The sequence below is a fragment of the Candidatus Rhodoblastus alkanivorans genome (assembly GCF_022760755.1).
In the GTDB taxonomy this organism is placed as follows: Bacteria; Pseudomonadota; Alphaproteobacteria; order Rhizobiales; family Beijerinckiaceae; genus Rhodoblastus; species Rhodoblastus alkanivorans.
This window is the reverse complement of the sequence record NZ_JAIVFP010000001.1, coordinates 2,382,365-2,407,307: the sequence shown is the minus strand read 5'-3', so window position 1 is coordinate 2,407,307 and position 24,943 is coordinate 2,382,365. Positions and strand designations below refer to the sequence as shown.

Genomic DNA, 24,943 nt, shown 5'->3' with positions numbered 1-24,943 from the left:
GGTTGCTCCGCACGCCGTCCAGTTAGTCGTAGAGGCGATTCCGATATGTCCACACCGAACAAGGCTCAGGATCCGGCGGCAGCCGCTTTGTCGGCCATCGAGGATGCCCTCAGGCTCAATATCGAGCCCGAGGCCTCGACGACGCCCGCGCCCGAACCGGAATCGCCCGCGCAAGCCCCCAAGCTCGATTTCCAGCTGCCGACGCCGCGCTCCGAAGCCCCCGAACCCGCGCCGCGCCTGCCGGAAGTGCCGCCCAACGAGCTGGCGCCTGTCGCCAAACAGCCGGATCCCCAGCGTCCGCCGTCGAGCCCCCGCCCGGCCAACGACGACCGGCCTTCGGTCGGGCAGATTCTCCAGGCCCTTCAAACGAAACCCAGCTCCAGCGCCCTAACCGTCGCAATATTCGCTTCCCTCATCTGGGTCGGCCTGTGGAGCGGCTATGTCCTCGCCAACCACGGCGCCGCTTTCTCCGGCGCGCTGTTCAGCCCGCGGGCCGCGGCCTCCGCCTTCGCTTTGATCGGCCCTGTCATCTTCTTCCTCGCCATGGGCGCCGTGCTGCGCCGCACGCAGGAAATGCGCCACACCGCCCGCTCCATGGCCGAAGTGGCGATCCGCCTCGCCGAGCCTGAAACCATCGCCACCGAACAGGTCGTGACCCTGAGCCAGGCGATCCGCCGCGAAGTGGCCTCGATGGGCGACGGCATAGAGCGCGCGCTCGCCCGCGCCAGCGAGCTCGAAACCATGGTCCGCGCCGAGGTCTCCGCGCTCGAACGAACCTATGGCGACAACGAGCGCCGCATCCGCGTCCTGCTCAACGAACTGGCGAGCGAGCGCGAATCCATCGTCTCCAACGCCGACCAGATTTCCAGCGCCCTCGGCGACGCCCATACGGCGGTCGCGGGCGAACTCGACTCGGCGACGAAACAGCTGACCGAAATGCTCGAGCAGACCGGCGACCGCATCGCGAAATCCATAGAGGGCAAGGGCTCCGCGATCGAAACGGCGTTCCTGCAATCCGGCGAGACGCTTCTGCGCCAGCTCGACGAGCGCGCCCGCAACCTGATTCAGACCTTCAGCCAGTCGAGCGAGGAGACCGCGCGCCTGATCGACGCGCGCGCATCGAAAATCGACGGCGATCTCCGCGGCTTCGCGACGACTTTCCTCGAACAGGCCGAGGAGCGGACGAACGGCATGTCGCAGGGCCTCGACGAGATCGGCGCGCGCCTGGGCGAAACGCTCGGGGCGCGCTCGCGGCAATGGACCGCGAGCCTTACCGAGCAGGCGGCGCGCCTCGAACATCTGGTCGGCGTTCAGGGGCCAGCCTTCCAGCAGGCCCTCGCCCTGACCGGCGACGAGGTCAGCGCCAAGATCGGCCAGCAGTCGGCCGAAGCGCGCAATCAGCTCGCCTCGCTGGGCGACGCCGTCTCCGAAGCGCTCGCCGGCCATCGCCAGCGCGCGGTGGAGGAATTCTCCGCCGCCGCCGCCGCCGCGATCGAGGAAATGACGACCAAGGCCGAGGCCTTCCAGCGCCATGTCGGCGCGACGACGCAGCGGACGATCGAGGATTTCGGCGCCAATGTCGAAGCGGTCGGCGAAGCCTACGCCACCGTCAGCGCCAAGACCACGGAAGAGGTCGCGAGCCAGGCGGCCGCCCTGCGCGAAAACTTCGGCCAGGCGGCGAACGAGACGCTCGCCGCCTTCGCCGGCCATACCCAGGCGTTCAATACGCAATTCGCCCAGGTCGCCGGCGAGACCATCGAATCGGTCTCGGGCCATACCGCCAATCTGCGCGAAATCGTGGATGAGGCGACCCAATCCGCCCTTGCCGCGATCGGCGAAAAGGCCGACACGCTCAAGCAGCGGATCGAAGCCCTCGCCGGGGCGACGATCACGCAGTTCGAAACGCATACGGGCCAGGTCGAAAGCGCGCTGACCCAGAACGTCCAGAATCTGGAACGGACCGTCGGCGGCGCGATGCAGGAGACGCTCGTCGCGCTCGTCGGCCATACGAACGCCTTCCAGGAGCAATTCGCCCAGACGGCGCACAACACCATCGAAGCCGTCGCCGCACAGGGCGAGCGGCTGGAGCATGTGGTCGCCGCCGCGACCCAGGACCAGCTCTCTTCGCTCGCCGGCCATACGGAAAGCTTCGAACGGCTGTTCGGCCAGACCGCGCAGCAGACGGTTGAAGCGATCGTCGCCCAGACCGACCGGCTGGAACATGGCGTCGCTCATGCGGCGGACAGGCAGATCGCCGCGCTTTCGGGCCATGCCGATTCCTTCCAGCAGAAACTGGAGCAGACGACGCAACAGGCCCTCGACGCTCTGGTCGCCCAGGGCGACCGCCTCGAACGCGGCGTCGCGAGCGCGACCGAGAGCCAGCTCGTCGCCCTCACCGGCCATACCGAAGGCTTCGAGCAGCGCTTCGGCGAGACCGCCAGGCAGGCGACCGACGCCATCGTCGCTCACAGCGAGCGGCTGGAGCGCGGCGTCGTCGCCGCGACCGAAACCCATATCGCCGCTCTCGGCAGCCATACCGACGCGGTCGAGCAGCGGTTGGGCGAAGCGACCCAGACCGCTCTGGACGCCATCGGCGCCCATGTCGAGCGTCTCGATCAAAGCGTCGCCGCCGCGACCGAGGCGCCGCTCGCGGCCTTCGTCAGCCAGACCCAGGCCTTCGAGCAGCGCTTCGGCGAAACCGCGCAACAAACCATCCGGGCCATCGTCGCCCAAACCGAACGCCTCGAACATAGCGTCGCCGCCGCGACCGAAGAGCCGCTCGCCGCCTTCGTCAGCCAGACCCAGGCCTTCGAGCAGAAGCTGGAACAGACCGCGCAACAGGCCGTCGACGCTCTCGTCGCCCAGGGCGATCGGATCGAGCGCGGCGTGGCGAGCGCGACCGAGAGTCAGCTCGTCGCCCTCACCGGCCATACCGACGGCTTCGAGCAGCGCTTCGGCGAAACCGCCCGGCAGGCGACCAACGCCATCGTCGCCCACAGCGAGCGCCTGGAGCGCGGCGTCGTCGCCGCGACCGAAACCCATATCGCCGCCCTCGCCAGCCATACTGACGCGGTCGAGCAGCGTCTCGGCGAAGCGACCCAGGCGGCGCTCGACGCCATGGCGGCCCATGTCGAGCGCCTCGATCAAGGCGTCGTTTCGGCGGTCGAGGCGCCCATGACCCATCTGGTCGAGCAGACGGAGGCCGTGGCCCGGCGCTTCGGCGAAACGGCGCAACAGGCGACGGAAGCGATCGCCGCCCAGGCGGAGCGTCTCGAACGGAGCGTCGCGTCCGCGACCGACGCGCCCCTCGCCGCCCTCGTCAGCCAAACGGAGGCGTTCGAGCAGCGCTTCGGCGAGGCCGCGCAGCATACGATCGAGGCGGTCGCCGCCCATACGGAGCGCCTGGAACAGAGCGTCGCCGCTGTCACTGACGCGCCCCTCGCGGCCTTCGTCAGCCAGGCGGAGGCTTTCGCGCAACGCGTCGGCGAAAGCGCGCAGCAGGCGATCGAAGCCGTCGCCGCCCAGGGCGAACGCCTCGAAAGGAGCGTCGCCGCGACAGCCGAAACCCAGCGCTCGGCGCTCGCGCGCCACGCCGAGACCTTCCAGGCCCAGTTCGGCGCCTTCAACGCGCAAACTTCGGAACAGACCGAGCTGCTGCGCCAGGCGCTGGCCGAGATCGGCGGGTCGATCGCGGACGTCCTTGGCGGCAATGTCGCCGCCGCGCAGGCGCGCTTCCAGGAGGCCGCCGACGCAACCGTCTCCGCTTTGCTGGCGCAGACGGCGAATCTCGACCGCAATTTCGCGGCCACCGCTGGGCAGACCGCCGAATCCATTGCCTCGCGGGTCGCCGAAAGCCAGAAGCGTTTCGCCCAGCTCGCCTCGGAGGCGGTCGCGGCGATCGGCGTCCATGGCGAGCGCGTCGCCGAAGCCCTGTCGGAGCGGTTCGACGCCTTCGAACAGGCGATGCTGCGCGGCGGCGAGGACGCCTCGGGCAGCCTCGGCCACCACGCCGCGCGCATGTCGCAGGAAATCGCTTCGCATCTCGAAATCTTCGAGGACCGCATGGCGACCGGCGTCGCCGAGACCCAGGCGCGGCTCAGCGACCACGCCGAACGGCTCAAGGCCGATTTCGTCGGCCAGTTCGCGGCGCTGGATCAGCTCCTGCGTTCGGGCGGCGAAGGCTCGGTGGAGCACATCCGGACGGAAACCGAAGCCCTGCGCGCCATGCTTAGCGAGACGCTGGCGAGTTTCGACAACACCATTTCCGATCTGGGCGCCAGCGCCTCCACGCGGATCGGCGAGCAGTCGGAAGCCCTCGCCGCCGCGATCTCCTCGCGGCTCGCCGCCATCGAAATGGCGATCAACATTCACGGAGCCCAGCTCGAGACGCGCCTCGGCCGCCGCGCCGAAGAGACGGCGAACCTGCTGGAGCAGCAGATCGATCGCTTCGACCATAGAGCCGCCAGCAAGACCGAGGACGTCGCCCGCGTCATGGACGATCTCATCGCCAAGGTGGAGACTGGCCTCTCGACGCGCTCGCGCCAGCTCAACGACGCTTTGGCGGGCCGCGCCATCGATATCGCCAAAGTGCTCGGCGAAGGCGGCCGCGAGGTCGGCAGGGCGCTCGACGCCAAGGCGCGCGAACTCGACGAGATCATCCTCGCGCGCTCGACCGCCCTCACCCAGGAGCTCTCGGCCAAGGCCGAGGAGATCGACGCCACGCTCGGCGGCCGCGCCACCGAGATTTCCGGCCATCTGGGCGGCCATATCGATCTGTTCGAGCGCAATGTCGTCGGCCGCCTCGGAGAGGTCCGCGACACGCTCGAAGCCAAGGGCCGCGAGCTCGACGCGATCATTCTGTCGCGCTCCGACGCCCTCACCCGGGAGCTCTCGGCCAAGGCCGAGGAGATCGACGCCACGCTCGGCGGACGCGCCAGCGAGATCGCCGCCAGCCTCGGCGGTCATATTGCGATGTTCGAGCAGAATGTCGTCGGCCGCCTCGGCGAGGTCCAGGAGACGCTCGACGCCAAGGGCCGCGAACTCGACGCGGCCATTGCGTCGCGCTCCAACGCCCTCTCTCTCGAACTCTCCGCCAAGACCGGGGAACTCGACGCCACGTTGGGCGGACACGCCAGCGAGATCGCCGCGAGCCTCGGCGGCCATATTGCGATGTTCGAGCAGAATGTGGTCGGCCGTCTCGGCGAGGTCCAGGAGACGCTCGACGCCAAGGGCCGCGATCTCGACGCGGTCATTGCGTCGCGCTCCAACGCCCTCGCCCATCAGCTCGCCACGAAGACTAGGGAGCTCGACGCCACGCTCGGCGGCCGCGCCGACGAGATCGCCGCCAGCTTCGACAGCCATGTCGCGACCTTCGAGCAGAAGATCGCCGGTCGCCTTGGCGAGGTCCGCGACACACTCGAGGCCAAGGGCCGCGAGCTCGACGGGATCATTCTCGCCCGCTCCAACGCCGTCGCCCGGCAGCTGTCCGCCAAGACCGATGAAATCGATGCTGCGCTCGGCGGCCGCGCCAATGAGATCGCCGTCAGTCTCAGCGGCCAGATCGACCTGTTCGAGCAGAATGTGGTCGGCCGCCTCGGCCAGGTCGGCGAGGAAATGGACCGCCGCATCGCGCAGATCGAACAGACTGTCGACGGCCGCGGACGGGCGCTCACCGGCGAATTGGGCGCCCGCGTCGCAGAACTGCATGAGTGGTACGATTCGCGCGGGGCGAATCTGGTCGAACTGCTGACCACGCGCGGCGGCGAAGTCGTATCGCAGATCGTCGCTTTCAGCGAGAGCGCGGTCGGCGCGCTCGCCGGGCGTTCGAACGATCTCATCGCGCATCTCGGCCGCCGCCAGGCGGAAATGACCGCGGCGCTCGAAGAGGCGAGCGGCCGCATGAAGCAGGACGTCGGCGGGCTGATCGCCAATATGGCGGAAACCCATCGCGCCCTCCTCGCGACGATCGACAAGGCCGAAACCGGACTGACCCAGGTCGAAGGCGCCCTGGCGCCGCGGATCGGCGCGCTCGGGACCGCCATCGAGAGCCTCCATGGCGAAGTGGACCGTCTCGACTCGGCGGCCCGCCAGACCGAAGAAGGCATTGGCGGCGCCGCGCACGCGATCCACGACCAGATGGAAGCGCTGGAGTCGTCGCTGCGCGAGATGACCACAGCACACGCCACAATCCGCCACGGCTTCGACGCCCGCCTGCAGGAATTGAACCGCGCTCAGGCGCAAGTGGACGAAAGCCTGCAGGCCCGCGTCAACGATGCCGCGGAAGCCCAGGAGGCGATCAACGCCGCGCTCGAGGCGCGCATGCAAAGCCTCCAGGCGCTTTATGACGAGGCCCAGAAGCGTCAGAACGAATATGAAATGCGCCTCAACGGCTTCTCGGCGATGATCGCGCGCACTCTGACCCAGGCCGAGGCGCGCGCCCGCGAGGTCGGCGACTTCCTGTCTTCCGCGACTTCCGCCACGGCGGGCGCGCTCACCAGCCAGTATGACGAATTGCGCGAGAAGACGGCGCGCGAACGCGAGAAGACGGCCGCCGAGCTGAGCGCCGCCTATGAACAGACCCTGGCGCAAATGAACCAGCTGTTCCAACAGACCTCGGAACGTTACAAGGGCGTGTCGCAGGAGCTGCGGGCGATGACCGGCGAAATCCAGCGCGAGCTGGAATCGACCCGGCAGGAGCTGAAGCGCGGCATGGTCGATCTCCCGCGTGAGACCGGTGAACAGGCTGCGACCATGCGCAGGATCGTCACCGAGCAGATGCAGGCCCTGAACGAGCTGACCGAACTGGTCGCCCGCTCGGGCCGGGCCTATGACGTGGTCGAACCCGAACCCGCGCGTCCCCAGCCGGCGCTCGAGCCGCGCAGCGAAACGCCTTCGCGGCGGGAACCCGCCCGCGAGACGCCGCGCTTCGACTCACGACCGCAGGCGGCGCGGCCGGTCGCGGCCGCCGCCTTGCCGGCGCCCGCCCCGGCGGCCCCCGCGGAGCGCGGCGGCTGGATGAGCGACCTGCTCGCGCGCGCCTCGGCCGACGAGCCGGCGGCGCGCCGCCCGGCGGCTCCCGCCGATTCGCTCGACAGCCTGTCGGCGGAAATCGCCCGGGTGGTGGACGAAACGGCGCTGATCGACGCCTGGGACCGCTTCCGCCGCGGCGAGAGCGCGGCGTTCAACCGCCGTCTCTATACGACTCAGGGCCAGAAGACCTTCGACGACGTGCGCCGCCGTTACGGCGAGGATCACGACTTCCGCCTGACGGTCGATCGCTATCTGCAGGAATTCGAGCGTCTGCTCGGCGACGTCAGCCGGCAGGACCGTGACGGCCTGCTGACGCGGTCCTATCTCACGTCGGAAACCGGCAAGGTATACAGCCTGCTCGCCCACGCCTCCGGCCGTCTCGGCTGAGCAAAGGGCAACGACAAAAATCAGCGCCCGGAGCGATCCGGGCGTTTTCTTTTGCGCTTCCGCGCTTCGCGGCGGGTTGTGCGGTCTTATCGCCCCAGGGACGCGGCCCAGGGGATCATGCGGGCGAGCACTATCGAGAGAGCCTGGTCCAGCGCCACAGGCGGCGCGGCGCCCCCGATTTCGGCGACGGGCTCCGAGGCGGAAAACACCTTGGCGGCGACGATCCGGCCGCCGTCTTCGGCAATCAGACGCGCGGTCAGTTCGACTTCGGCCATGTGGGTGGCGGCGTCAATGTCGAAGCGCCGCACTTCGACAGGCAGGGCATATTGCGCGGAATTGCCGAATGGCGCGACCTGCCGGGCGAGTCCGGCGTTTTCGAAAGTCTGGACGATGCGGCCCCGCAGCAGGGAAGGCAAGCGATCCGCCCATTCCGCGCCGGGCGAACGGCTCAGCGCGCCGTCGGCGCTGCGCACCACGATCAGATTGCTGTCCAGAGGATCGTAAGCGGTCGGCGTCGGAACCGCGAAAGTCGCGCTCGAAGGGCGCGCCCGCGCCGACGCCGCGCGAAGGTCGAAGCGTTGCGGCGGCGGGGACAGGCTCGCGCAGCCGGCCAGACCGAAGGCGAACGCCGCGCCAAGCGCCGTAACGGCCGCCGTTTTCCGCCGCGTCCCGCGCGCCCGCCGCGTTTTGGTTCCGGTATTGCTGACCACGCTGTCTGTTTCCCTTCAGGGCCGGCCGGCGCCGATTTTTCGCTTAGCGCCCACGATATTCCGGCAACGCCGGCTTTCGGCCGAAGATGATGCTTTGCGGATCTCTCTCGATGGTCTTGACCGCGTGATCGACGTCCTGGAGCGTCTTGCGGCCGTCAACTGCAAGGCCCTCATATTGACGCAGCCCGGTATTGGCGAAGCGGTTCAGGCTGTCGGCCAGCTTCCTGACCGAGCGCGCCGCGTCGGAAATATCCGAGATCATGCTCTTGCCGCCGGGGCCGCCGAGCAGATTGTTCACCTTGGCCATCGCCTCATCGGTATTTCTCACGATGTTGCGCACCTTGCCCGGCTCGATGCTGTCGAGCGACTGGAGGAAATTGCCGCTCTTGTCGGCGAGCGCCCCCGTCAATTTCTGGATGTTGTTCACCGAGGCGGTAATCCCCGGCCCGCTTTCCTTCAGCAGTCCGTTCAGGCTGGTCAGGGCGCTATCCACCTCCCCCAGCACCTTGTCGGCCTTGACCGAGAGTTTCTCCGCCTTCTGCAACAGGGACTGAAGCGCCGATCCGGAGGCCTCGAGCACGCCGCCCGGCGGCAAAGGCTCGGCGCTCGCGCTGCCGCCCTGCAGCGCCACCCAGGCGACGCCGGTCAGTCCACCGAATTCGAGCGAGGCCTTGGTGTCGGTCTTCACCGGCGTATTGGCGTTGATCGAGATGCGCGCGTAGACCTGACTGGGATTTTCCGGATTGAGTCCAAGTTCGGTGACATCGCCGACCTTGAGGCCATTGAACTGCACCGCGGCGCCGTTGAGCAGGCCGGAGACGGAGCCGTTGAAATGGATCACATAGCTCGTGTGCGCCGTCTGCTGGCCATAGGTCTTGAACCAATAGATGAACCCGAAGGCGCCGATGATCACCGCCAAAGTGAACAGGCCGATCAGCGCATAATTGGCGCGGGTCTCCATGTTTCGGCTCCTCCTAGCTCTGCTCGCCCGCGCCGGCGTGTCCCGGCGCGACGATCGACCGCGCGCGCTTGCCATGGAAATAGGAGCGCAGCCACGGATGATCGGAAGCGAGCATGGTCGCTAGCGGGCCGGAGGCGATCACCTGGCCGTCCGCAAGCGCCGCGATTGTGTCGCATATCGAATAGAGCGAGTCGAGATCGTGCGTGACCATGAAGACGCTTAAGCCCAGCGTCGCGCGCAGGGTCGCGATCAGATCGTCGAAATCCGCCGCGCCGATCGGATCGAGTCCCGAAGTCGGCTCGTCCAGAAAGAGAAGCTCCGGATCGAGCGCCAAAGCGCGGGCGAGCGCGGCGCGCTTGACCATGCCGCCGGAAAGTTCTGAAGGGAATTTGTCCGCGGCGTCTGGCGGCAGGCCGACCAGCTTGATTTTCAGCATAGCCAGTTCGTCCATCACCGCCTGGCTGAGCGCGAGATGTTCCCGCATCGAAATCTGGATGTTCTGCTTCACGGTGAGGGCGGAAAAGAGAGCGCCGCCCTGGAACATCACGCCCCAGCGCCGCTCCAGCGCGCGGTGTTCGGCGGAAGAGAGCTGGCCGATATCCTCGCCAAACACCTCGATGGTCCCCGCCTGTTTCGGAACAAGCCCGAGAATGGCGCGGGTCAGCACGGATTTGCCTTGCCCGGAGCCGCCGACGAAGCCGGTCACCTCGCCCGGATTGACATCGAGGTCGAGCCCCTTGAGGACCAGCTTGGTCCCGAACCCGACTTTCAGCCCACGCACCCGGATGACCGGCTCTACTCGGTTCGACCCCATCGAATTCCTCAGTAATGGATGCCCGCGAAAAAGATAGCGAACAGGCCATCGACGAAAATCACCATGAAGATTGCGTTGACGACCGAAACAGTGACCTGCCGGCCGAGCGACTCGGCCGATCCGACGACGCGAAAGCCTTCGATGCAGGCGATGATGCCAATGACCAGCGCCATGAAGGGCGATTTGATCAGGCCAACGAGAAAAGTGTTGAGACCGATGGCGTCCTGCAGCCGCACCAGGAAGGATTCGACGCTGATGCCGCTGTAAAGATAGGCGGTAATCATGCCGCCGCCGAGGGCCGCCATGTCGGCGATGAAGGTCAGAAGCGGCAGGGAAAAGATCAGCGCCAGCATGCGGGGCATGACCAGCACTTCCGTCGGCGACATGCCCATCACGCGCAAGGCGTCGATTTCCTCGCGCATTTTCATCGAGCCGAGCTCGGCGGTGATCGCCGAACCGGAACGGCCCGCGATCATGATGGAGGTCAGCAGCACGCCCAGTTCGCGAAGGACGAGCACGCCGATCAGATCGATCGCATAGGTCGAGGCGCCGAAGCGACGCAATTGGAATATGCCCTGCTGTTCAACGATGCAACCGACCAGGAAATTGATGGTCGCGACGATCGGCACGGCGCGCAGGGCGAAGTTTTCCATGTGATAGATCATCGACGTCGGGCGGGTGAGCGACGGATTGAGCATCACGCGCAGCGCCACGGCCGCCAGTTCGCCGAGAAAGGACACGCCGGTCATCACATTGCCGCCGATCATAGCGGCCCATTGACCGAGCCGGACCAGCAGATCGACGAGCAAATTGGTCCTTGGCCCCGGTTCGCGCGCGGGCGGGGCATAGGCGGCCTCGCGCAGCAGGATGCTCTGATCCGAATCGAGGCTGTGATATTCGGTCGCGGCGCCGCCCGCGGCCATCTGCGCCCGCGCCTTGTCGATCAGCCAGGCGCCGGCGGTGTCGAGCCGCGCCACCCCGGCGAAGTCGATCGCAACCCGCGCCGCGCCCTTGCCCGCCGCGGCCAGCGCGTTCGCCGTCTTTTCCAACGCCCGCGACGCCGCGATCGTCCACGCCCCTCGCAGGACGAGGCGAACAGTCTCGCCGTCCCTTTCAACCGAAAAGGCCGGCTCGGCGGAAATCGAACTCGGCATCGACGCGCTTCCGCTGTCTGACGGCCAAAGGCCGAACGTTTTACGAGAATCCCTGATCTTGCATACAATTGGCGGGCCGTTTACGCAAAAGCGAAATGCGGACGGAATCTTCGTCCAAGCTGTGGATTGCATTGGCGCAACATTATGACCTCATCCGAAAAACGCCGCCTGTCGCTCGATGTCGTGCGATTCCCGCTTAAAAACCCTTTCGTCATCTCCCGCGGAGCCAAAACCGAGGCGGTGACGGTCGTCGCGACCGTTTCGCAGGGACCCCGGACCGGGCGCGGCGAATGCACGCCCTATTCGCGTTACGGCGAAAGTGTGGATAGCGTGGCCGCCTCGATCGAATCGGCGCGCGACGCGATCGAAGCGGGCGCCGACCGCGCTGCGCTGCAGAAGCTCCTGCCCGCCGGCGCGGCGCGCAATGCGCTGGATTGCGCGCTGTGGGACCTTGAAGCCAAGATCTGCGGCGTCCCGGCCTTTCAAATGGCGGGCCTGCACCGTCTCGCGCCCTGCGTCACGGCCTTCACTTTGTCGGTGGGGACGCCGGAAGACATGGCGCGGGCGGCCGAAGCCGCCGCCAGCCGGCCGGTGCTGAAAGTGAAACTGGCCGGCGAAGGCGACGCCGCCCGCGTCGCCGCCGTCCGCGCCGCCGCGCCGGAATCCGAATTGATCGTGGACGCCAACGAAGCCTGGCGCCCGGAAAACCTTGAGGAAAATTTCGCCGCCTGCGCCGCCGCCGGCGTCGCTTTGGTCGAACAGCCCCTGCCGGCTGGCGCCGATTCCGCCCTCGCCGGCAAAGGCTGGCCGGTCTCGGTCTGCGCCGACGAAAGCGTCCACGACCGCAAGGGACTGGCCGATTTGCGCGACCGCTACGACGTCATCAACATCAAGCTCGACAAGACCGGCGGCCTCACCGAGGCCCTCGCCCTGGCTGACGAGGCAGAAAAGCTCGGCTTCGGCCTTCTCATTGGGTGCATGGTCGCCTCGTCGCTCGCCATGGCCCCGGCCATGCTTCTCGCCAGCCGCGCCCGCTTCGTCGATCTCGACGGCCCCCTCTTGCTGGCCGAGGACCACCCGCACGGCCTGCGCTACGAAGGCTCGACCGTTTTTCCGCCGGAGCGGGTGCTGTGGGGGTGAGCGCGGCAATGGGCGGCGCGTGAAAATTCTGATAAGCCGGTCTTCTGAATATCCCCGCGATCGAGACGAGGCTTGCGATGACCGATGTTGGAAAGCCCGGCCCGGCTGAAGAACGGGGGTGGGCGAGCGCATTCCTGTTCAATAATTGGCCTTTCCTGGTCATGCTGCTGCTGGCGCTGATCGGGGTCGCCATGGAAAGCGTGACGCCCCACCTCATGAGCCCCTATTGGGAGGTGGTCGTGCCGATTTTCGCCATCGCCAGCTATTTCGCGCGCGGCGAGCATGAGGACGGCAGAGTCCGGTTCAGAGCGATCCGGCAGGACGCGGTGCATTGGGTCGCCGTTTTCCTGGCCATGCGCCTGCTGATGTCGCCCCAGATTTTTCAACTGGTCGATACGCTTGCGACCCAGCTGATGCTGCTGACGGTGCTGGCGCTCGGCGTTTTCACATCGGGAAATCTGATCGGATCGTGGCGGATCGGACTGGTCGGGATTCTTCTTGGAGCCGCCGTCCCGGCCGTCGCCTGGATGCAGCGCTCGACCCTCCTCCTTACGCTTACCGTCACCGGCGTCGCCAGTGTAGCCATTCTGATCTGGCTGCATCTCTCGGGGAACAGGGCGTCCAGCCGCTGACAGGGGATCGGCCTTGACCGCCGGAACGACGGACGCGAACGCTGCAAGTCCTGAGCGCGAAGGGGACGTTCCCCGGACCTTGTTCGAGCCGGGCGCGATGCCGTTCTGGATCGCGGTCGTTCTCACCGGCGTCGCCGCTGGCGTCGGCGCGGCGCTGCTGACGGCGCTTCTCATGAAGGTCCAGGACCTTTCCTGGGGCGCCTCCGATCCCGCGGCGCTGACCGAGGCCGCGCGACGCGCCGCCCCCGGGCGGCATGTTCTGCTGCTCCTTGCCGCGGGCCTTCTGACGGGCGCGGGCGGGTGGCTGCTGGCCCGGTTCGTCCCTGGCGGCGAAACCGACATCACCGAGGCGATCTGGTTCCGGGCCGGACGCCTGCCGACGATCAAGACGCTTGGCTCCGCCGCGCTGTCGACCGTCATCGTCGCCATGGGCGCGGCGCTCGGTCGCGAGGGAGCCCCCAAGCACGCCGGCGCCGCCTTCGGCAATCTCGCGTCGGGCCTGCAAAAGCTCTCGGACGAGCAGCGCCGCCTGCTGGTGGCGATCGGCGCGGGCGCCGGCATGGCCGCCGTCTATAGCGTGCCGCTCGGCGGCGCACTCTTCGCGCTCGAAGTGGTGCGCGGGCAACTGGCGCTTCGGCTCCTCCTGCCCGCGCTGACGGCGACGACGATCGCCACCAAGGTCGCGATGTTCGTCATTCCCGACGCGCCGATCTATACGGTTCCGGTCTATCACGTCGGGCTCGCCGATTTCGCATTCGCCGCGCTGGCCGCGCCCATCATCGGCCTCTGGTCGGTCGCCTTCGTCCGCCTGATCGCCTGGGCCGACCGCAGCCGCCCGTCCGGCTGGCGAAGGATCCTGGCGCCTTTCCTGGTTTTCGCCGCGGTCGGACTGGTTTCGATTCCGCTCCCGCAGGTTCTGGGCAATGGGCAGGACGTGGCCCAGGAGCTGTTCCGCCAGCCCCTGCCGCTCTTCGCGCTTCTCGTGCTCGTCCCCGTCAGGCCCTTGTGCACAGTCGCGTCGGTGGCGAGCGGCGCGCCGGGCGGCCTGTTCACCCCCTCGCTCTCCGCGGGCGCGCTGATGGGCGCCGCATTGGGCGTTTTGTGGCTGCATATCGATCCGCAGGGCGATCTGAGCCTTTACGCGATCATCTGCGCGGGCGCGATGCTGGCGGCGACGACCCAGGGCCCGATCTCCTCGCTCGTCATGATGATGGAGCTGACCGGCCACGCCCGCTTTTTTACTTTGCCGATGCTCGTCGCCATCATCATCGCGACGGCGATCGCCCGCACCATCGAACCGCGTTCGATCTACGAGGCGCGCCTTTCCGACCAGCAGGTCGCCGAGCGTTTCAGAGTGCGCGGCGCGCGTCCGACTCCCGCGCGGCCGCGGCGAGCGATCTGACCGGTGGTCGGCGCCGGCGACGAAAAGGCGTGAATTCGTCGGGCGGCCAACGGCTTCGTGCCTGGAGCGCCTTGCTTCGGCGGCTTTTTTCGGAAGATCGGCGTTCGCCGTTCAGTACGCCATTTCAACGTCCGGAAAAAGACTCGGCCGTTCAACAGGAAATCAAAAAATGCGGATGTCGATTGGCGGCGAAATTCTGCGCCGATCAAACGATCCCGAGTCGGCGCAATACTGGCGCCTTCACGGCGTCCAGCAGCAGCGCGAACGCCGCCGCCGCTGCAATGAGCCCAATCAGGGCGCCGACCGGGAGCGCCGGCGTCAGCCAGCCGCTCAGCGAAACAAAAGAGCCGATGCCGAGATCGACGGCGCTCGAAAGGACAACCCAGGCGCCCGGCCACGACGACCATAGCCGCCGGCGTTCGCGGATCACATAGACGGTCGCCTGGGCGTCGACCACCATGGTGAAAAAAGCCAGAGTTCGCAGCGGGCCGATCGACAGACCGAGGCCGAAACGCCCAACCGCCAGCACAGCGGTCGAGAAGGCGAGCTTGACCAGCCCGAGCGCCACCGCCACCGCGGTGATCGGGCCGATCAGCCAGACTTCGGGCCGCGGCGACGGACGGGCCCGATCCGTCGTCAGGGACATGGTTAGAAAATCATTGGTGACAAGCAACAGCGCCATGAGGATCGGCGTCAGCACCGCGTCGCCGGTCATCACGAGGCCGCCGCCGAGAAACAACACCATCTCGATTTTTTTGAGAAGCGCATTAATCGTATAGGTCAGAATGCGTTGGAAGGTGGCGCGTCCTTCCTTGACCGCTGCCACGATCCCGCCAAGGCCTGGTTCGGTCAGCACCAGCCCCGCCGCCGATTTTGCGACATCCGTCGCCGTGGACACCGCGATCCCGATCTGCGCCTGCCGCAATGCCGGCGCATCGTTGGCTCCATCGCCGCACATGCCAACCGTGTGGCCGCTTGTCTGGAAAGCCTTCACCAGTCGGAACTTGTCTTCCGGGAACACGCCGGCGAAAACTCCGAAGTCGGCAGGCGCAACGCGGTCCGGGATGCGCGGGGCGGGGCAAATCGGCCCACTGAGGCCGATAGCGCGGGCGACGGCGCCCGCCGTCGGCGCCGCGTCACCCGTGACCATGACAGTCGCCACCCCAAGTGAAGCAAGCTCACTGATCAACGGAGCGGCGTCGGCGCGCGGCGGATCGCTCAGCGCGATCAGTCCCGCGACGCGGAAATTTTGCGCGGGCCCACAACCGATCGCGAGCACGCGACTGCCGCGCGTGGCAAGTTCATTGGCGCTGCCCGTCGCCTCGGCAGACGTGGCGGCGAGCGCCGCAACCGTCGCAAAAGCGCCCTTGACCACGCGCCATGTCGTTCCATCGCGGGCGATCAGCGCCTCCGAAAATTTGGTCGCGGGATCGAAGGGAACGAAGTTGAGCGCCTGCTCGGGCGCCGCTCCGCGCTCCTCGGCCGCGGCCCGAACCGCAGAGTCGACCGGGTCCTTGCCGCCCTCGCTGCTGGCTGCCGCGGCCAAGGCCAGAACCTCCTGCTCGCTGAAGCCAGAAAAAGCGCGCACTGCGGCCACCTTGAGCGTATTTTGCGTCAGCGTTCCGGTTTTATCCGAACAAAGGACATCCATCGCCGCCGCGTCATGCACAGCGGAAAGCCGGGTCGGCAACACCCCATGACGAATCAGGCGCTGGGCGCCGAGCGCGCTAGCCAGCGTGAAAGTCGCTGGCAGCGCCACCGGAACCGAGGCGAGAATGACGGTCAGCGTGAGCGCAATAAGATGGGTGCCGGACATGTCGTGGGCGCGCGCATATGCAGCCATCAACAGGAGCACGAGGCCGTTGAACATCGCAAGATTGCGGACCACCCTGAGGATTGCCGATTGCTCGGCGCTGGGTCCATGCGCGATACGCACAAGTTCGGCGGCCCTACCGGAGTAAGTGCGAGGGCCGGTCGCGGTCACCACTGCCTCCGCCTCGCCGCGCCTGACCATTGCACCGGCGTAGGTCGCGTCATTGACGCCTGCCTCCGCCGGGAGCGATTCGCCGGTGATCATCGACTGGTCGAGAAGCACGCTGCCGGAAACCAAGCGCACGTCCGCGGGGACAATGGCGCCGAGAGACAGCTTCACCACATCGCCGGGAACGATCTCCCGCGCCGGCAGCATGACCCAGGCACCGTCGCGCCGAACCGACGCGGTAAGCGCGAGTCGCGACTTGAGGGCGGCCAATGCGGCTTCGGCCCGCTTCCCTTGCAGGAAGGAAAGCAAAGCATTGAACGCCAGGAGACCCCCGATCACCGCGGCTTCAAGATATTCTCGGATCAGGACTTGGAGCAGAACCGCGGCTTCGAGCATCCACGGCACCGGCGCCCAGAAATGGCTGAGCAGTGCGGCGGCCGCATTGCGCTTCGCTTCGGCCACTTCGTTGAAGCCATACTCCGCGAGGAGACGGCGGGCGGCCTCCGATGATAATCCGGCCTGATCATGAGCGCCGGAACCGATCGGCTTGGAGGGAACATTTGTCACGGCCGGCCAGGCATCCCATCCGTCGCGCTGACAGCGCAGAAATGACGCCGCTTCGCGGAACGCATTCTCAGGGCAATTCGGATGGCGAAGGATAGAGTAATTTCATTCAATTTACGCCCCTTTTCGCCCGAGAACCGCAAATCGTCGCGGACGAACGGGCCGCGCCCGCTTGATTGATCTCAACGGTCCAAACGGCGACCGTTTTTTTGCACCCCGCTCTATATGCGCCAGCAGCGTCAGCGGTGTCACGCGTTCACTTCGCCGCCGGAGCGGCGGGATGGACTTCGCACTCGATCGTTATCGGCGGCTGCCGGCATCCGTTGATCCAGAACAGGGCATATTGTCCGTTGCTATAGACGCCCTTGAAATTCTGGCCGTTGCAGGCGGCCCGGGGGCTGGCGTGCACGCAAGTCTCTGTCTGAACCGGATAGGGACCCGCCGACCAGTTCCCGCCAAGCTGGCGCCAGAACATCACATAGGGCGCGCGGGACGCTTGCGCCGATGCGGCGTCAGGCATCGCGAACGCCGACAGGCCGAGGCTCAAAAGGGCGAAGGTTTTGCGCACGGCGCGCCGGGGAAATTTCATTCGACGCTCCTTGAACGGCGTGCTGCAGCCTCGTTTGTACAGTCTGGCTCTCACCCTGGCCAGAGCCTGGCTCCCGCGCGAATTGGGCGCGCGTTCGCGTCCTGCGGGCGTTTGTGGGTCGCCAATCGGGGCAAAGAACAGAATGAGCGCCATTGCGACAATTCTGGGGAATGCCCGGCTCGGTCCGCCGCGACGGCGAACCTTGGCCTGAGCCCTCACCGCCCGCGAATGGGGAAGCAACGCATTCCCATCGGCCCGGGCGTCATGCCGGGCGGACATGAAATATGGCGCCCGCCGCCGTGGAATTGGGGCGCGACCGGAGCGCGCCGGGGCGGCCAGCAGCGCCTGCCGAGCGGACCGACAGTCCAGCCGGGAGGGCAGACCATCGGGCGCGCGCCGGCAGACGGCGGCCCGGAAGCCGGTTCGCGCATATGCCGCCGTCCGTGCGGAATGCATGCGCCCGCCCTGTTGCGGCGCTCGCCCGGTCCGCAGGCCTTCGGCGCAGCCGGCGCATGTGGAACGATCGCGGGTGGCGGTTCGACAGGCGGGCGGCTTATGCGCCGCTGTTTGCGCGGGACGCATGCGCCCGCCTTGGTGCGGCGCTCGTTGGGACCGCAGGCTTTTGGCGCGAGCGGCGTCAATGGAACGATCGCGGGCGGAGGAGTGAGAGACTTTTTCTCCGCTTTCCCCGGACAATGTCCGCGATCGTTCGGATCGACCGGCGCCGCGCAGCATAGGCCGCTCGACGTCAGATTGGCGATGGCGCAGCAGGTCCCGCCGCCAGCCGGAACATAGCCCGAGGCGCAGCAAAACGAGAACTTCGGCAAACGATGAAGCGACAGGCACTGGCTGCCGTCCGGAGCCGGCGTCTGTCCGGCCTGACAGCATTTTCCCGATTTGGCGACCTGACTCTGAAGGCAACATGATCCGTTGAGAGACACATAGCCCGGGGCGCAGCAATCTGGGCAGGGCTGCTTCGGTATCTTGGGAATGAGCGGGCTGCATTTGCCGTTGTTCAGCGCGGTCGGGCAGCACAGCTGCTCGCCGCCGGCGCCGGAATAGATATGGTCGTTGTCGCAGCATTCATGCTTGGGGCCGATCGCCGTCTGCGTCGTTCCACACTTCGGCTGGGCTATGCCGGTTGATGGTGTATTGTTGGCGCAGGCGCCGCCCGGCCGCATATCGGCTTTCGCGCAGCACCTGCCATTGATGAGGATTTCCTGCGGCGCGCAGCCCGGAGCGCAGGCGCGGGCGGCAAGGCTCCAGACGTAATTGGGCGGGCAGGCCGGCTGGTCGGGCGCGCAAACGCGGAATTGGCAAAGGAGACGTCCGAGCGGCTTCGGCGGGGCGGCGGGCGGCGCCGCGGCGGGCGGCGGCGGGGCTTCCGCGATAGGCCTGCCAGAGGTGAGAAGCGCGGCTTTCTCCGCGCAGGAGCGCAGGATCGCGACGTCGCCCATATGGCCGCGCGCCAGAGGATCGGGGGATGCATCGGCGTAATCCATGAAATAGCTATGCAGCGGCGGCTCGTCGCCGCGTCGGATGAGCCACACGGGATTGCCCTGCAAGCCGTTGATCGCCGACGCATCCTTTTGGCCAAGCATGGCGGCGAGCTTGGGATCGGAGGCGTCGCGCAGCCGCTCGCCGGTGGCCCAGAGGAATCCGCCGCAGGAGGCGGGGTTCAGATTGCCGTCCAAATCGTAGCTGTAGCCGATCGCCACGCCGCCATTGGCGTTGCGGAAGCGCTCTGGGAATCCGATCGCATATTCGTCCGGCGCGGTCTGCCAGATCGGCTGTTTCGACTCCATGACGCCGATGACGGCGTAGCGCAGCACGCGGCCAATGGGGGGCGTGGAGAGCGCCTCGAAATCCTGGGCGCCGGTCGGCGCCGGACGCTCCGCGAGATAGATGCGGCCAAGATCGTCGAATTTGATCCCGGAAATTTCGGTGGGGCCGGCGGCGGGAGGGACCGCGATTTCGATTCGGGGGTCCGCGCCGAAGGAGCCGTCGGCATTGAGGCCGACGGACCAGATCCGCAAGCCGTCGGCGACGCCGTAATAAAGCCGATGGTCGTGCGTCGCGAGGCCGAATATGCGCTTTTCCGGCGGGGCGTAACCCCAGGTCTCGGGCCGCGCGCTGTCGAAGCGCGGGCTTGAAATATCGACTCCGGACCCGGCGTTCATGGGCGCCGGCGGAAGGCCGACAGCGGCCAACGCGACGGCGCCGTGATCATAGACGCCAAGATCGGCGCCGTTGAGGCCGAACCGATGGATCAGGCCGCTCTCGCGGTCGGCGACGAACAAAGATTTGGTGGCCGCGTCATAGGCCAGGCCGCCGAGGGCGGCGCCCGAATTGGGCTTTCCATTCGTTGCAACATTGGCGAACAGGGACACGCGGCCGGTGGCGCCATCAATTTTCCAGATCGAACCCGGCCCGCCGCCCGGGCCCCATTGCGCCGCCATGAACCGCGCGCCTCCGGCTCCAAACCTCACATGCCGGATTTTTCCGTCCGGCCCCGGCGCGACAATCGACAAGCCATAGGCCGAACTTGCCGCCACATAGATATTGGCGGGCGCATGGTCGTCCAGCGCGACGCCGAACGCCTGGCCGATCCATTTCGCGGGGACGGTGAAGGTTTTCGGCGCGCCGACGAGTTGCGCCTCTGGCGGACCGCCCATGCGTCTGAGATCGACGACGCGCAGCGACGGACCATCGGGGTCGACGAACGTCTGCGCGTCGGGATCCTCTCCGGGCGCAATCTGGACCGGGCGGAGCGCGCCGGAAAAACCGGTGACGGCGGCCTGACCGGCGGCGTAAACGCCCTGCGCCGCCTGCGCCGGCGCCGGGCTGCAGAACCCTTGCGCCAAAGCCAGCGCGACGACGAGCCGCCGCATCGCGCGGGCGGCGGTCGCCAGGGAGGGATATCGGCCAGGCGCCGTCATAGGGGCCGCCTCATTTCGGTGGTTGAGGTCGCGGCTCGCAGGAGCCGGTCTGCGAGTTGGGAAAGGTGTCGAGCGGACAGCATTTGCCGCAGGAACTCATCTGCTTGGGGTCGCAACAACTGCCGTCGAAGGCCATCCCCTGTTTCGGATCGGCGCAGGGCGTCACGCAGGGGCCGTCCCCGCCCATGCGGCTCTGCCCGGCCGGACAGGCCGGCGGCGGGCAAATGCCATGCACGGCAAGGCCGCTGAGCATGGCGGGCTGGTTCGTATTGTCGCAAAGGCAGGAGGAAATTCCGTTCGGCATGACGTCGCCGGGATGCGTGCCCTCCGGGCAATCGCAAGCCAAGACGTAGAATTCACGGTCGGAGCCAGGATTGGGGACATGGACCCAGTTGATTTTCATCGGTGCGGGACAAAAGCAATAGTGAACGCCTCCGCAACCCGTGCCTTCGGCGGTTGGCGGCAATTGTTGAACAAGAGTTCCCTCGGGCGTGGTCGTCACCGACAGGGTCGATTGCCAGGGCTGCATGTACCCGCCCGAATTTTGGCCGTTCGGGTTGGTGTTGAAGATGGAGCCGGAAGCGCCGATGCCTTGACATTCCGGGTACCTCCACCATTCGGTGTACATGACCTTTTCGCATTTCTGGTTGACCGCCGCGCATCTCGCGAGGGCGGGCGGCGGCCGCGTGCAATAGCAGGAGCCGCCTCCGAGCGCTTCTTGAAGCGAGCACAGCGCGTCCTCCATGCATGCGCCGATGTTGGAGCCCAATGAGCCGGCGCCCTGCTCCGTTTCACAGGCGCATTTCACGACCGACGTAATCGAGCCGACGCTGTTCAGCACGCCGGCGAGCTGATCCACCGACGATCCGCCGGCCGATTTCAGAATGCTGATGATCTTGTTGACGTCGGTCTTTCCCTCCGCCTGGCTGCAAAACGAGTTGACCGCGCTCTGCCCCGCTGCCGCGGCGACGCCGGTCAGGACTGATGTCATGAAGCTCGCGGCGCTACAGCCCGCTCCCGTCGCGCAGGCCGATGCACAACTCCCCAGTCCGCTCACCGTCCCTTTGGCGGCGTCGAAGATATCGCTGGCATTGCACCCTGCCCGCGCCGGCGACGCCAACAGAACCATCGCGGTCACAGCGACCGCGCCCCATGTGCGCCAGCTTCGCGAACGCGCCATGATCGCCGCCCCTCGCTCGGCAGTCTCCTGCGAACGGCGAGCCCGCTCTCAGGAAAAAAGGACAGAAACTATAGTCTAGGTGAAATGAGAGCGCTTCACATTGACACGGCTCAATGATCGGGACGGCAATCGATCATGGAAAAAGCCGCTTACTCCATCGCCGCCGCCTTCAAGATGCAGATCATCTCGGCCCGCGCCGGCATTTTCGTGCAGTTGCGGATCACATGCCGCCGGTCGGCGCGGTAGCGCAAGGTCTCGCCGGCGCGGACAATTTCCTTTGCGCCGCCGACTTCGACCTGCAATTCCCCCTGAATCACCGAAAGGCTTTCCACCGCGCCGCGCTGGTGGGCCTCCGACTCCAGCGCGCCGCCGGATTCGGCGAAGAAATCGTAACATTGCAGCCATTCGACCGTCTTGATCCAGCCGGTGACCGCGAGCTTGCACTTGCCGTCGTCGGAGACGAGGATCGGCGTGTCGCCCCGCGACACTTTCTCGATGAAGGGCGAATCGTCGCGGTCCTGCAGCACGCGCTCGATCGGCACATCGAGCGCCTGAGCGAGCCGCCAGATCGTTGCGAGCGTCGGATTGGTGTCGTTGCGCTCGATCTGGCTGATAATTGACTTGGCGACGCCAGATTGTTCGGAAAGTTCGGAAAGGGAAAGGTTATAGGATTTGCGAAGGCGCTGGACCGTCCTTCCCAACTGCCCCGAAAGCGCTATGGCTCCGGCCTCGAGCGCCTTTTGTTTGTCCTTTCCCTCGACGCCCATTTCACCTGTCCGGTCTCCCAGCGTTTGGCATAATATCCGAAATCGTTTGGAATATCGAACGGATTGTCGGGCGGCCGCTGAAGGCGCGTTCGCCCAGCGGAGCAAGCAGGCCAGAGCCGGCGATGGCCGCCGCGCCGACGAACGTCGTGAGGCAGGTGAAATAGAAGACGATGGCCGCGGTATGTTCCGACACGGCCAGGCGCTGGTTCTGGTCCCAAAAGTGCGGCGTCGATAAGGCGGGCGGTCAACGAGGACTGCGTCCAAGCATGAATTCGGTGGCTCGCCAACCAATTAATGCTTTGATTCTCCTATCTTAACACGATTTTTTCCGAAAGCCGGCGAATGCCTTTCGGACAAAAATCCTGCCTAGCTCCGCTGCTCCAACAGCCGAGTCGGTTCGGCTCCGGCGCGCCTGCCTTGCCGCGATCATTGCCCGCATGACAAAATTTGCAAAATTCTTAAGCTACGCTGAGTCGTGGTTGCGCCACAATCTCGACGCCTTCCGGAGCGAATCGTCGATGGCCTTCGTCGCGTGGCGCCCGATTCCGGGCGCGGCTGGGCGCTGAGCGGCAAGCTGCGCTCCGAAATGCAAAGGGATGGCGATGGTAGCACCTGCGTGTCCACAGAAGCGCTCCCTTGAGACCTTCCCAGGAGGTCGTGGCGCGGTTCGAACAGCGTCGACGACCGAGAAACCCCTGCCAACCAGCGTTACCAGGGCCGTTTCCACCTTCGCCGAACGGTTCGTGGCTGCGGAACTGCGAGCGGTCCACAAAGCGTCGCGGATGGCGCAGCCGCCGTTGCTCAGGACGTTGGCGATCGCTTTATCCAAGCTCGGCAACGGCTGGATCTATCCTCTTCTGGGCGCCGCCGTTCTGGCGAAATGGGGGCTTTCCGGCCTTCGCATCATCGCACCAGCGGCGCTCAGCGCTATCCTGCTCCACAGCATTTATCCCTTCATGAAACGTTGGTGCGGACGGCGCCGTCCGTTCCAGACCGCCCCGGAATTGCCAAGCCTGCTGGCGACCTTGGACGCCCATTCGTTCCCGAGCGGACATACGATGACGATTTTCGGCGTGCTGACGCCGATCGTCATGCTGTGGCCCGCGGCGACCGTGTCGGCCGCGGCTATGGCTCTCGGCATTGCCTGGTCGCGGGTGGCGACAGCCCATCATTACCCGAGCGACGTCTTGGCCGGCGCCTTGCTCGGAATCGGCATCGGCTACCCGACGACCGCCTGGATCGTCCATTTGTGGGGTTGAACGCGCCGTCCAGAGCATGTTCCCAAAAAGTTGCAGACTTTTTGGATAAGAATATGCGTTAAAACAATGAACTAGAGCATTCTTCCGATTCGGAACGAACGGAAAATGCTCCGGGTCCTGATCCGCCAAGAGACAGCGTCGGCTCGCGATCGGGCGCGTCGCTCCATCGCCGCTGCCTTCAAAATGCAAATCATTTCCGCGCGGGCTGGCATCTTCGTCAGGTTGCGGATGATGTCGCTGCGGTCGGCGCGCTAGCGCAAGGTCTCGCCGGCGCGGACAATTCCTTTGCGCCGCCGGATTCGGCGAAGAAATCGTAACATTGCAGCCATTCGACCGTCCTGCCCAACTGCCCTGAAAGCGCTATGGCTCCGGCCTCAAACGCTTCTGTTTGTCCCATCCCTCGACGCCCATTTCACCTATCCGGTCTCCCAGCGTTTGGCATAAAATTCGAAATCGTTTGAAATATCGAACGAATTGTCACGCGGCCGGCGAAGGCGCGCTCGCCGAGCAGCGCGAGCAGGCCTGATCCGGCGATGGCCGCCGCGCCGAACATAACCGGCGTCGAAGGCCATTGGCCGAAAAAGACCACGCTGGCGATCACCGCCCAGACCATGGCGAAATAATCATAGGACGCGAGCAGCGAGGCGTCGGCATAGCGATAGGAGGTGGTGACAAAAATCTGAGCGCAGCCTCCCATCAGCCCGGCCCCGATCAAAGCCGCCAGGTCCCGCGCATCGGGCGTGACAAAGGCCTGCGAGGCGATGAGCGAAGGCGCGAAATGCGCGAGAATCAGCGCCGCCGCGCCGGCGAGCGTCGTGAGGCAGGTGAAATAGAAGACGATGGCAGCCGTATGTTCGGACGCGGTCAGACGCCGGGTCTGGATGATCGAAACCGCCGCAAAAGCCGCCCCGGCCAGGGCGACGCCCGCTCCAAGCCCCTGGGCGCCGATATTTTTCGCCAGATGGCCGAGGCCGACATGCTCCGTGAGCATGGCGAGGACGCCGCCAAAGCCGATCAGCACCGCCAGCCAGCGGATCACATGAACATTTTCGCGCAAGCCCCGCGCCGCGATCAGGGTGACGAAGATCGGCGAGGCGTAAAAATAGGCGGTGGCGTCGGCGAGCGGCAGAAGCGTGAGGCTGCCGAAATTGGCGAACATGCCCGCCGCGCCGGTGAGCCCGCGCCCCAGATGGCCGAGCGGGCGCCGGGTCGTGAGATGGCGGGGAAAGCCACCTGTCCACACCAACCACAAAAACAGCAACACAAGCGCCACAATTGAGCGGAAAAACACGATTTCCGCTAGCGGAATGCGTGGCGCCGCGACGCGCACGCCCACGGCCATCGCGGTAAAGGCCAAGGTCGAGAGAATCTTGAGTAGAATTCCAGGCGTCATCCTGGGACTAAGAGCAGTATCGTCATCGTCCCGCAACAATAA

The 24,943-nt window shown here is 66.2% G+C and carries 15 protein-coding genes; 5 read left to right on the top strand and 10 right to left on the bottom strand.

Translation table 11 applies throughout. The features are described from left to right. The first annotated feature begins 45 nt into the window (after nt 1–45). A complete protein-coding gene (locus tag K2U94_RS11205) occupies nt 46–7,416 on the top strand; it encodes an apolipoprotein A-IV repeat region-like domain-containing protein (RefSeq protein WP_243067295.1) in 7,371 nt (2,456 codons plus the stop codon). An 86-nt stretch (nt 7,417–7,502) separates the two neighbouring features. Here the strand turns inward: K2U94_RS11205 and K2U94_RS11200 are convergent, their stop codons facing one another. Genes K2U94_RS11200 through K2U94_RS11185 form a run of 4 tightly spaced genes read right to left on the bottom strand, consistent with a single transcriptional unit; the run spans nt 7,503 to nt 11,055 of the window. Next, nucleotides 7,503–8,126 (bottom strand): ABC-type transport auxiliary lipoprotein family protein, encoded by a 624-nt coding sequence (locus K2U94_RS11200; RefSeq protein ID WP_243067294.1) that lies wholly within the window; start codon nt 8,124–8,126, stop codon nt 7,503–7,505. 43 nt (nt 8,127–8,169) lie between these two features. Further along, nucleotides 8,170–9,087, bottom strand: a complete 918-nt coding sequence (locus K2U94_RS11195) for an MlaD family protein (protein ID WP_243067293.1) — start codon at nt 9,085–9,087, stop codon at nt 8,170–8,172. Nucleotides 9,088–9,100: 13 nt separating this feature from the next. Continuing rightward, entirely contained in the window at nt 9,101–9,901 is an 801-nt protein-coding gene (locus K2U94_RS11190; protein WP_243067292.1) for an ABC transporter ATP-binding protein, read from the bottom strand. 8 nt (nt 9,902–9,909) lie between these two features. Further along, nucleotides 9,910–11,055, bottom strand: a complete 1,146-nt coding sequence (locus K2U94_RS11185) for an MlaE family ABC transporter permease (RefSeq protein WP_243067291.1) — start codon at nt 11,053–11,055, stop codon at nt 9,910–9,912. 144 nt (nt 11,056–11,199) lie between these two features. On the opposite strand from K2U94_RS11185, the gene dgcA reads away from it, so the two are divergent. The 3 genes from dgcA to K2U94_RS11170 all read left to right on the top strand — a co-directional run bounded on the left by dgcA (nt 11,200) and on the right by K2U94_RS11170 (nt 14,229). Next, nucleotides 11,200–12,195: an N-acetyl-D-Glu racemase DgcA gene (dgcA, locus tag K2U94_RS11180; protein ID WP_243067290.1), complete on the top strand. Its 996-nt coding sequence runs from the start codon at nt 11,200–11,202 to the stop codon at nt 12,193–12,195. 77 nt (nt 12,196–12,272) lie between these two features. Continuing rightward, on the top strand, nt 12,273–12,827 hold the full coding sequence (locus K2U94_RS11175) for a hypothetical protein (protein WP_243067289.1): 555 nt from the start codon (nt 12,273–12,275) through the stop codon (nt 12,825–12,827). Nucleotides 12,828–12,924: 97 nt separating this feature from the next. Further along, the gene (locus K2U94_RS11170; RefSeq protein ID WP_243067288.1) at nt 12,925–14,229 is read left to right on the top strand and encodes a chloride channel protein; all 1,305 of its coding nucleotides are present in this window, start codon (nt 12,925–12,927) and stop codon (nt 14,227–14,229) included. Between the two features lie 205 nt (nt 14,230–14,434). Here K2U94_RS11170 and K2U94_RS11165 read toward each other — a convergent pair whose 3' ends face one another. From K2U94_RS11165 to K2U94_RS11145, 5 genes are all read right to left on the bottom strand, one after another. Continuing rightward, complete coding sequence (locus tag K2U94_RS11165) at nt 14,435–16,777, bottom strand: HAD-IC family P-type ATPase (protein WP_243067287.1); 2,343 nt, start codon at nt 16,775–16,777, stop codon at nt 14,435–14,437. Nucleotides 16,778–17,030: 253 nt separating this feature from the next. Further along, nucleotides 17,031–17,363 carry a hypothetical protein gene (locus K2U94_RS11160; protein ID WP_243067286.1) on the bottom strand — a complete coding sequence of 111 codons (333 nt, stop codon included), beginning with the start codon at nt 17,361–17,363 and terminating at the stop codon, nt 17,031–17,033. 215 nt (nt 17,364–17,578) lie between these two features. Beyond that, complete coding sequence (locus K2U94_RS11155; RefSeq protein ID WP_243067285.1) at nt 17,579–20,302, bottom strand: YncE family protein; 2,724 nt, start codon at nt 20,300–20,302, stop codon at nt 17,579–17,581. A gap of 10 nt (nt 20,303–20,312) precedes the next feature. Further along, nucleotides 20,313–21,293, bottom strand: coding sequence for a hypothetical protein (locus K2U94_RS11150; protein WP_243067284.1), 981 nt, complete (start codon nt 21,291–21,293; stop codon nt 20,313–20,315). 338 nt (nt 21,294–21,631) lie between these two features. Further along, nucleotides 21,632–22,249 carry a helix-turn-helix domain-containing protein gene (locus tag K2U94_RS11145; protein WP_243067283.1) on the bottom strand — a complete coding sequence of 206 codons (618 nt, stop codon included), beginning with the start codon at nt 22,247–22,249 and terminating at the stop codon, nt 21,632–21,634. 782 nt (nt 22,250–23,031) lie between these two features. Between K2U94_RS11145 and K2U94_RS11140 the strand changes: the two genes are divergently transcribed. Beyond that, nucleotides 23,032–23,508, top strand: coding sequence for a phosphatase PAP2 family protein (locus tag K2U94_RS11140; RefSeq protein ID WP_243067282.1), 477 nt, complete (start codon nt 23,032–23,034; stop codon nt 23,506–23,508). A gap of 412 nt (nt 23,509–23,920) precedes the next feature. On the opposite strand, the gene K2U94_RS11135 is transcribed toward K2U94_RS11140, so the two are convergent. Then, nucleotides 23,921–24,901, bottom strand: coding sequence for a DMT family transporter (locus K2U94_RS11135; protein ID WP_243067281.1), 981 nt, complete (start codon nt 24,899–24,901; stop codon nt 23,921–23,923). Nucleotides 24,902–24,943 lie beyond the last annotated feature (42 nt).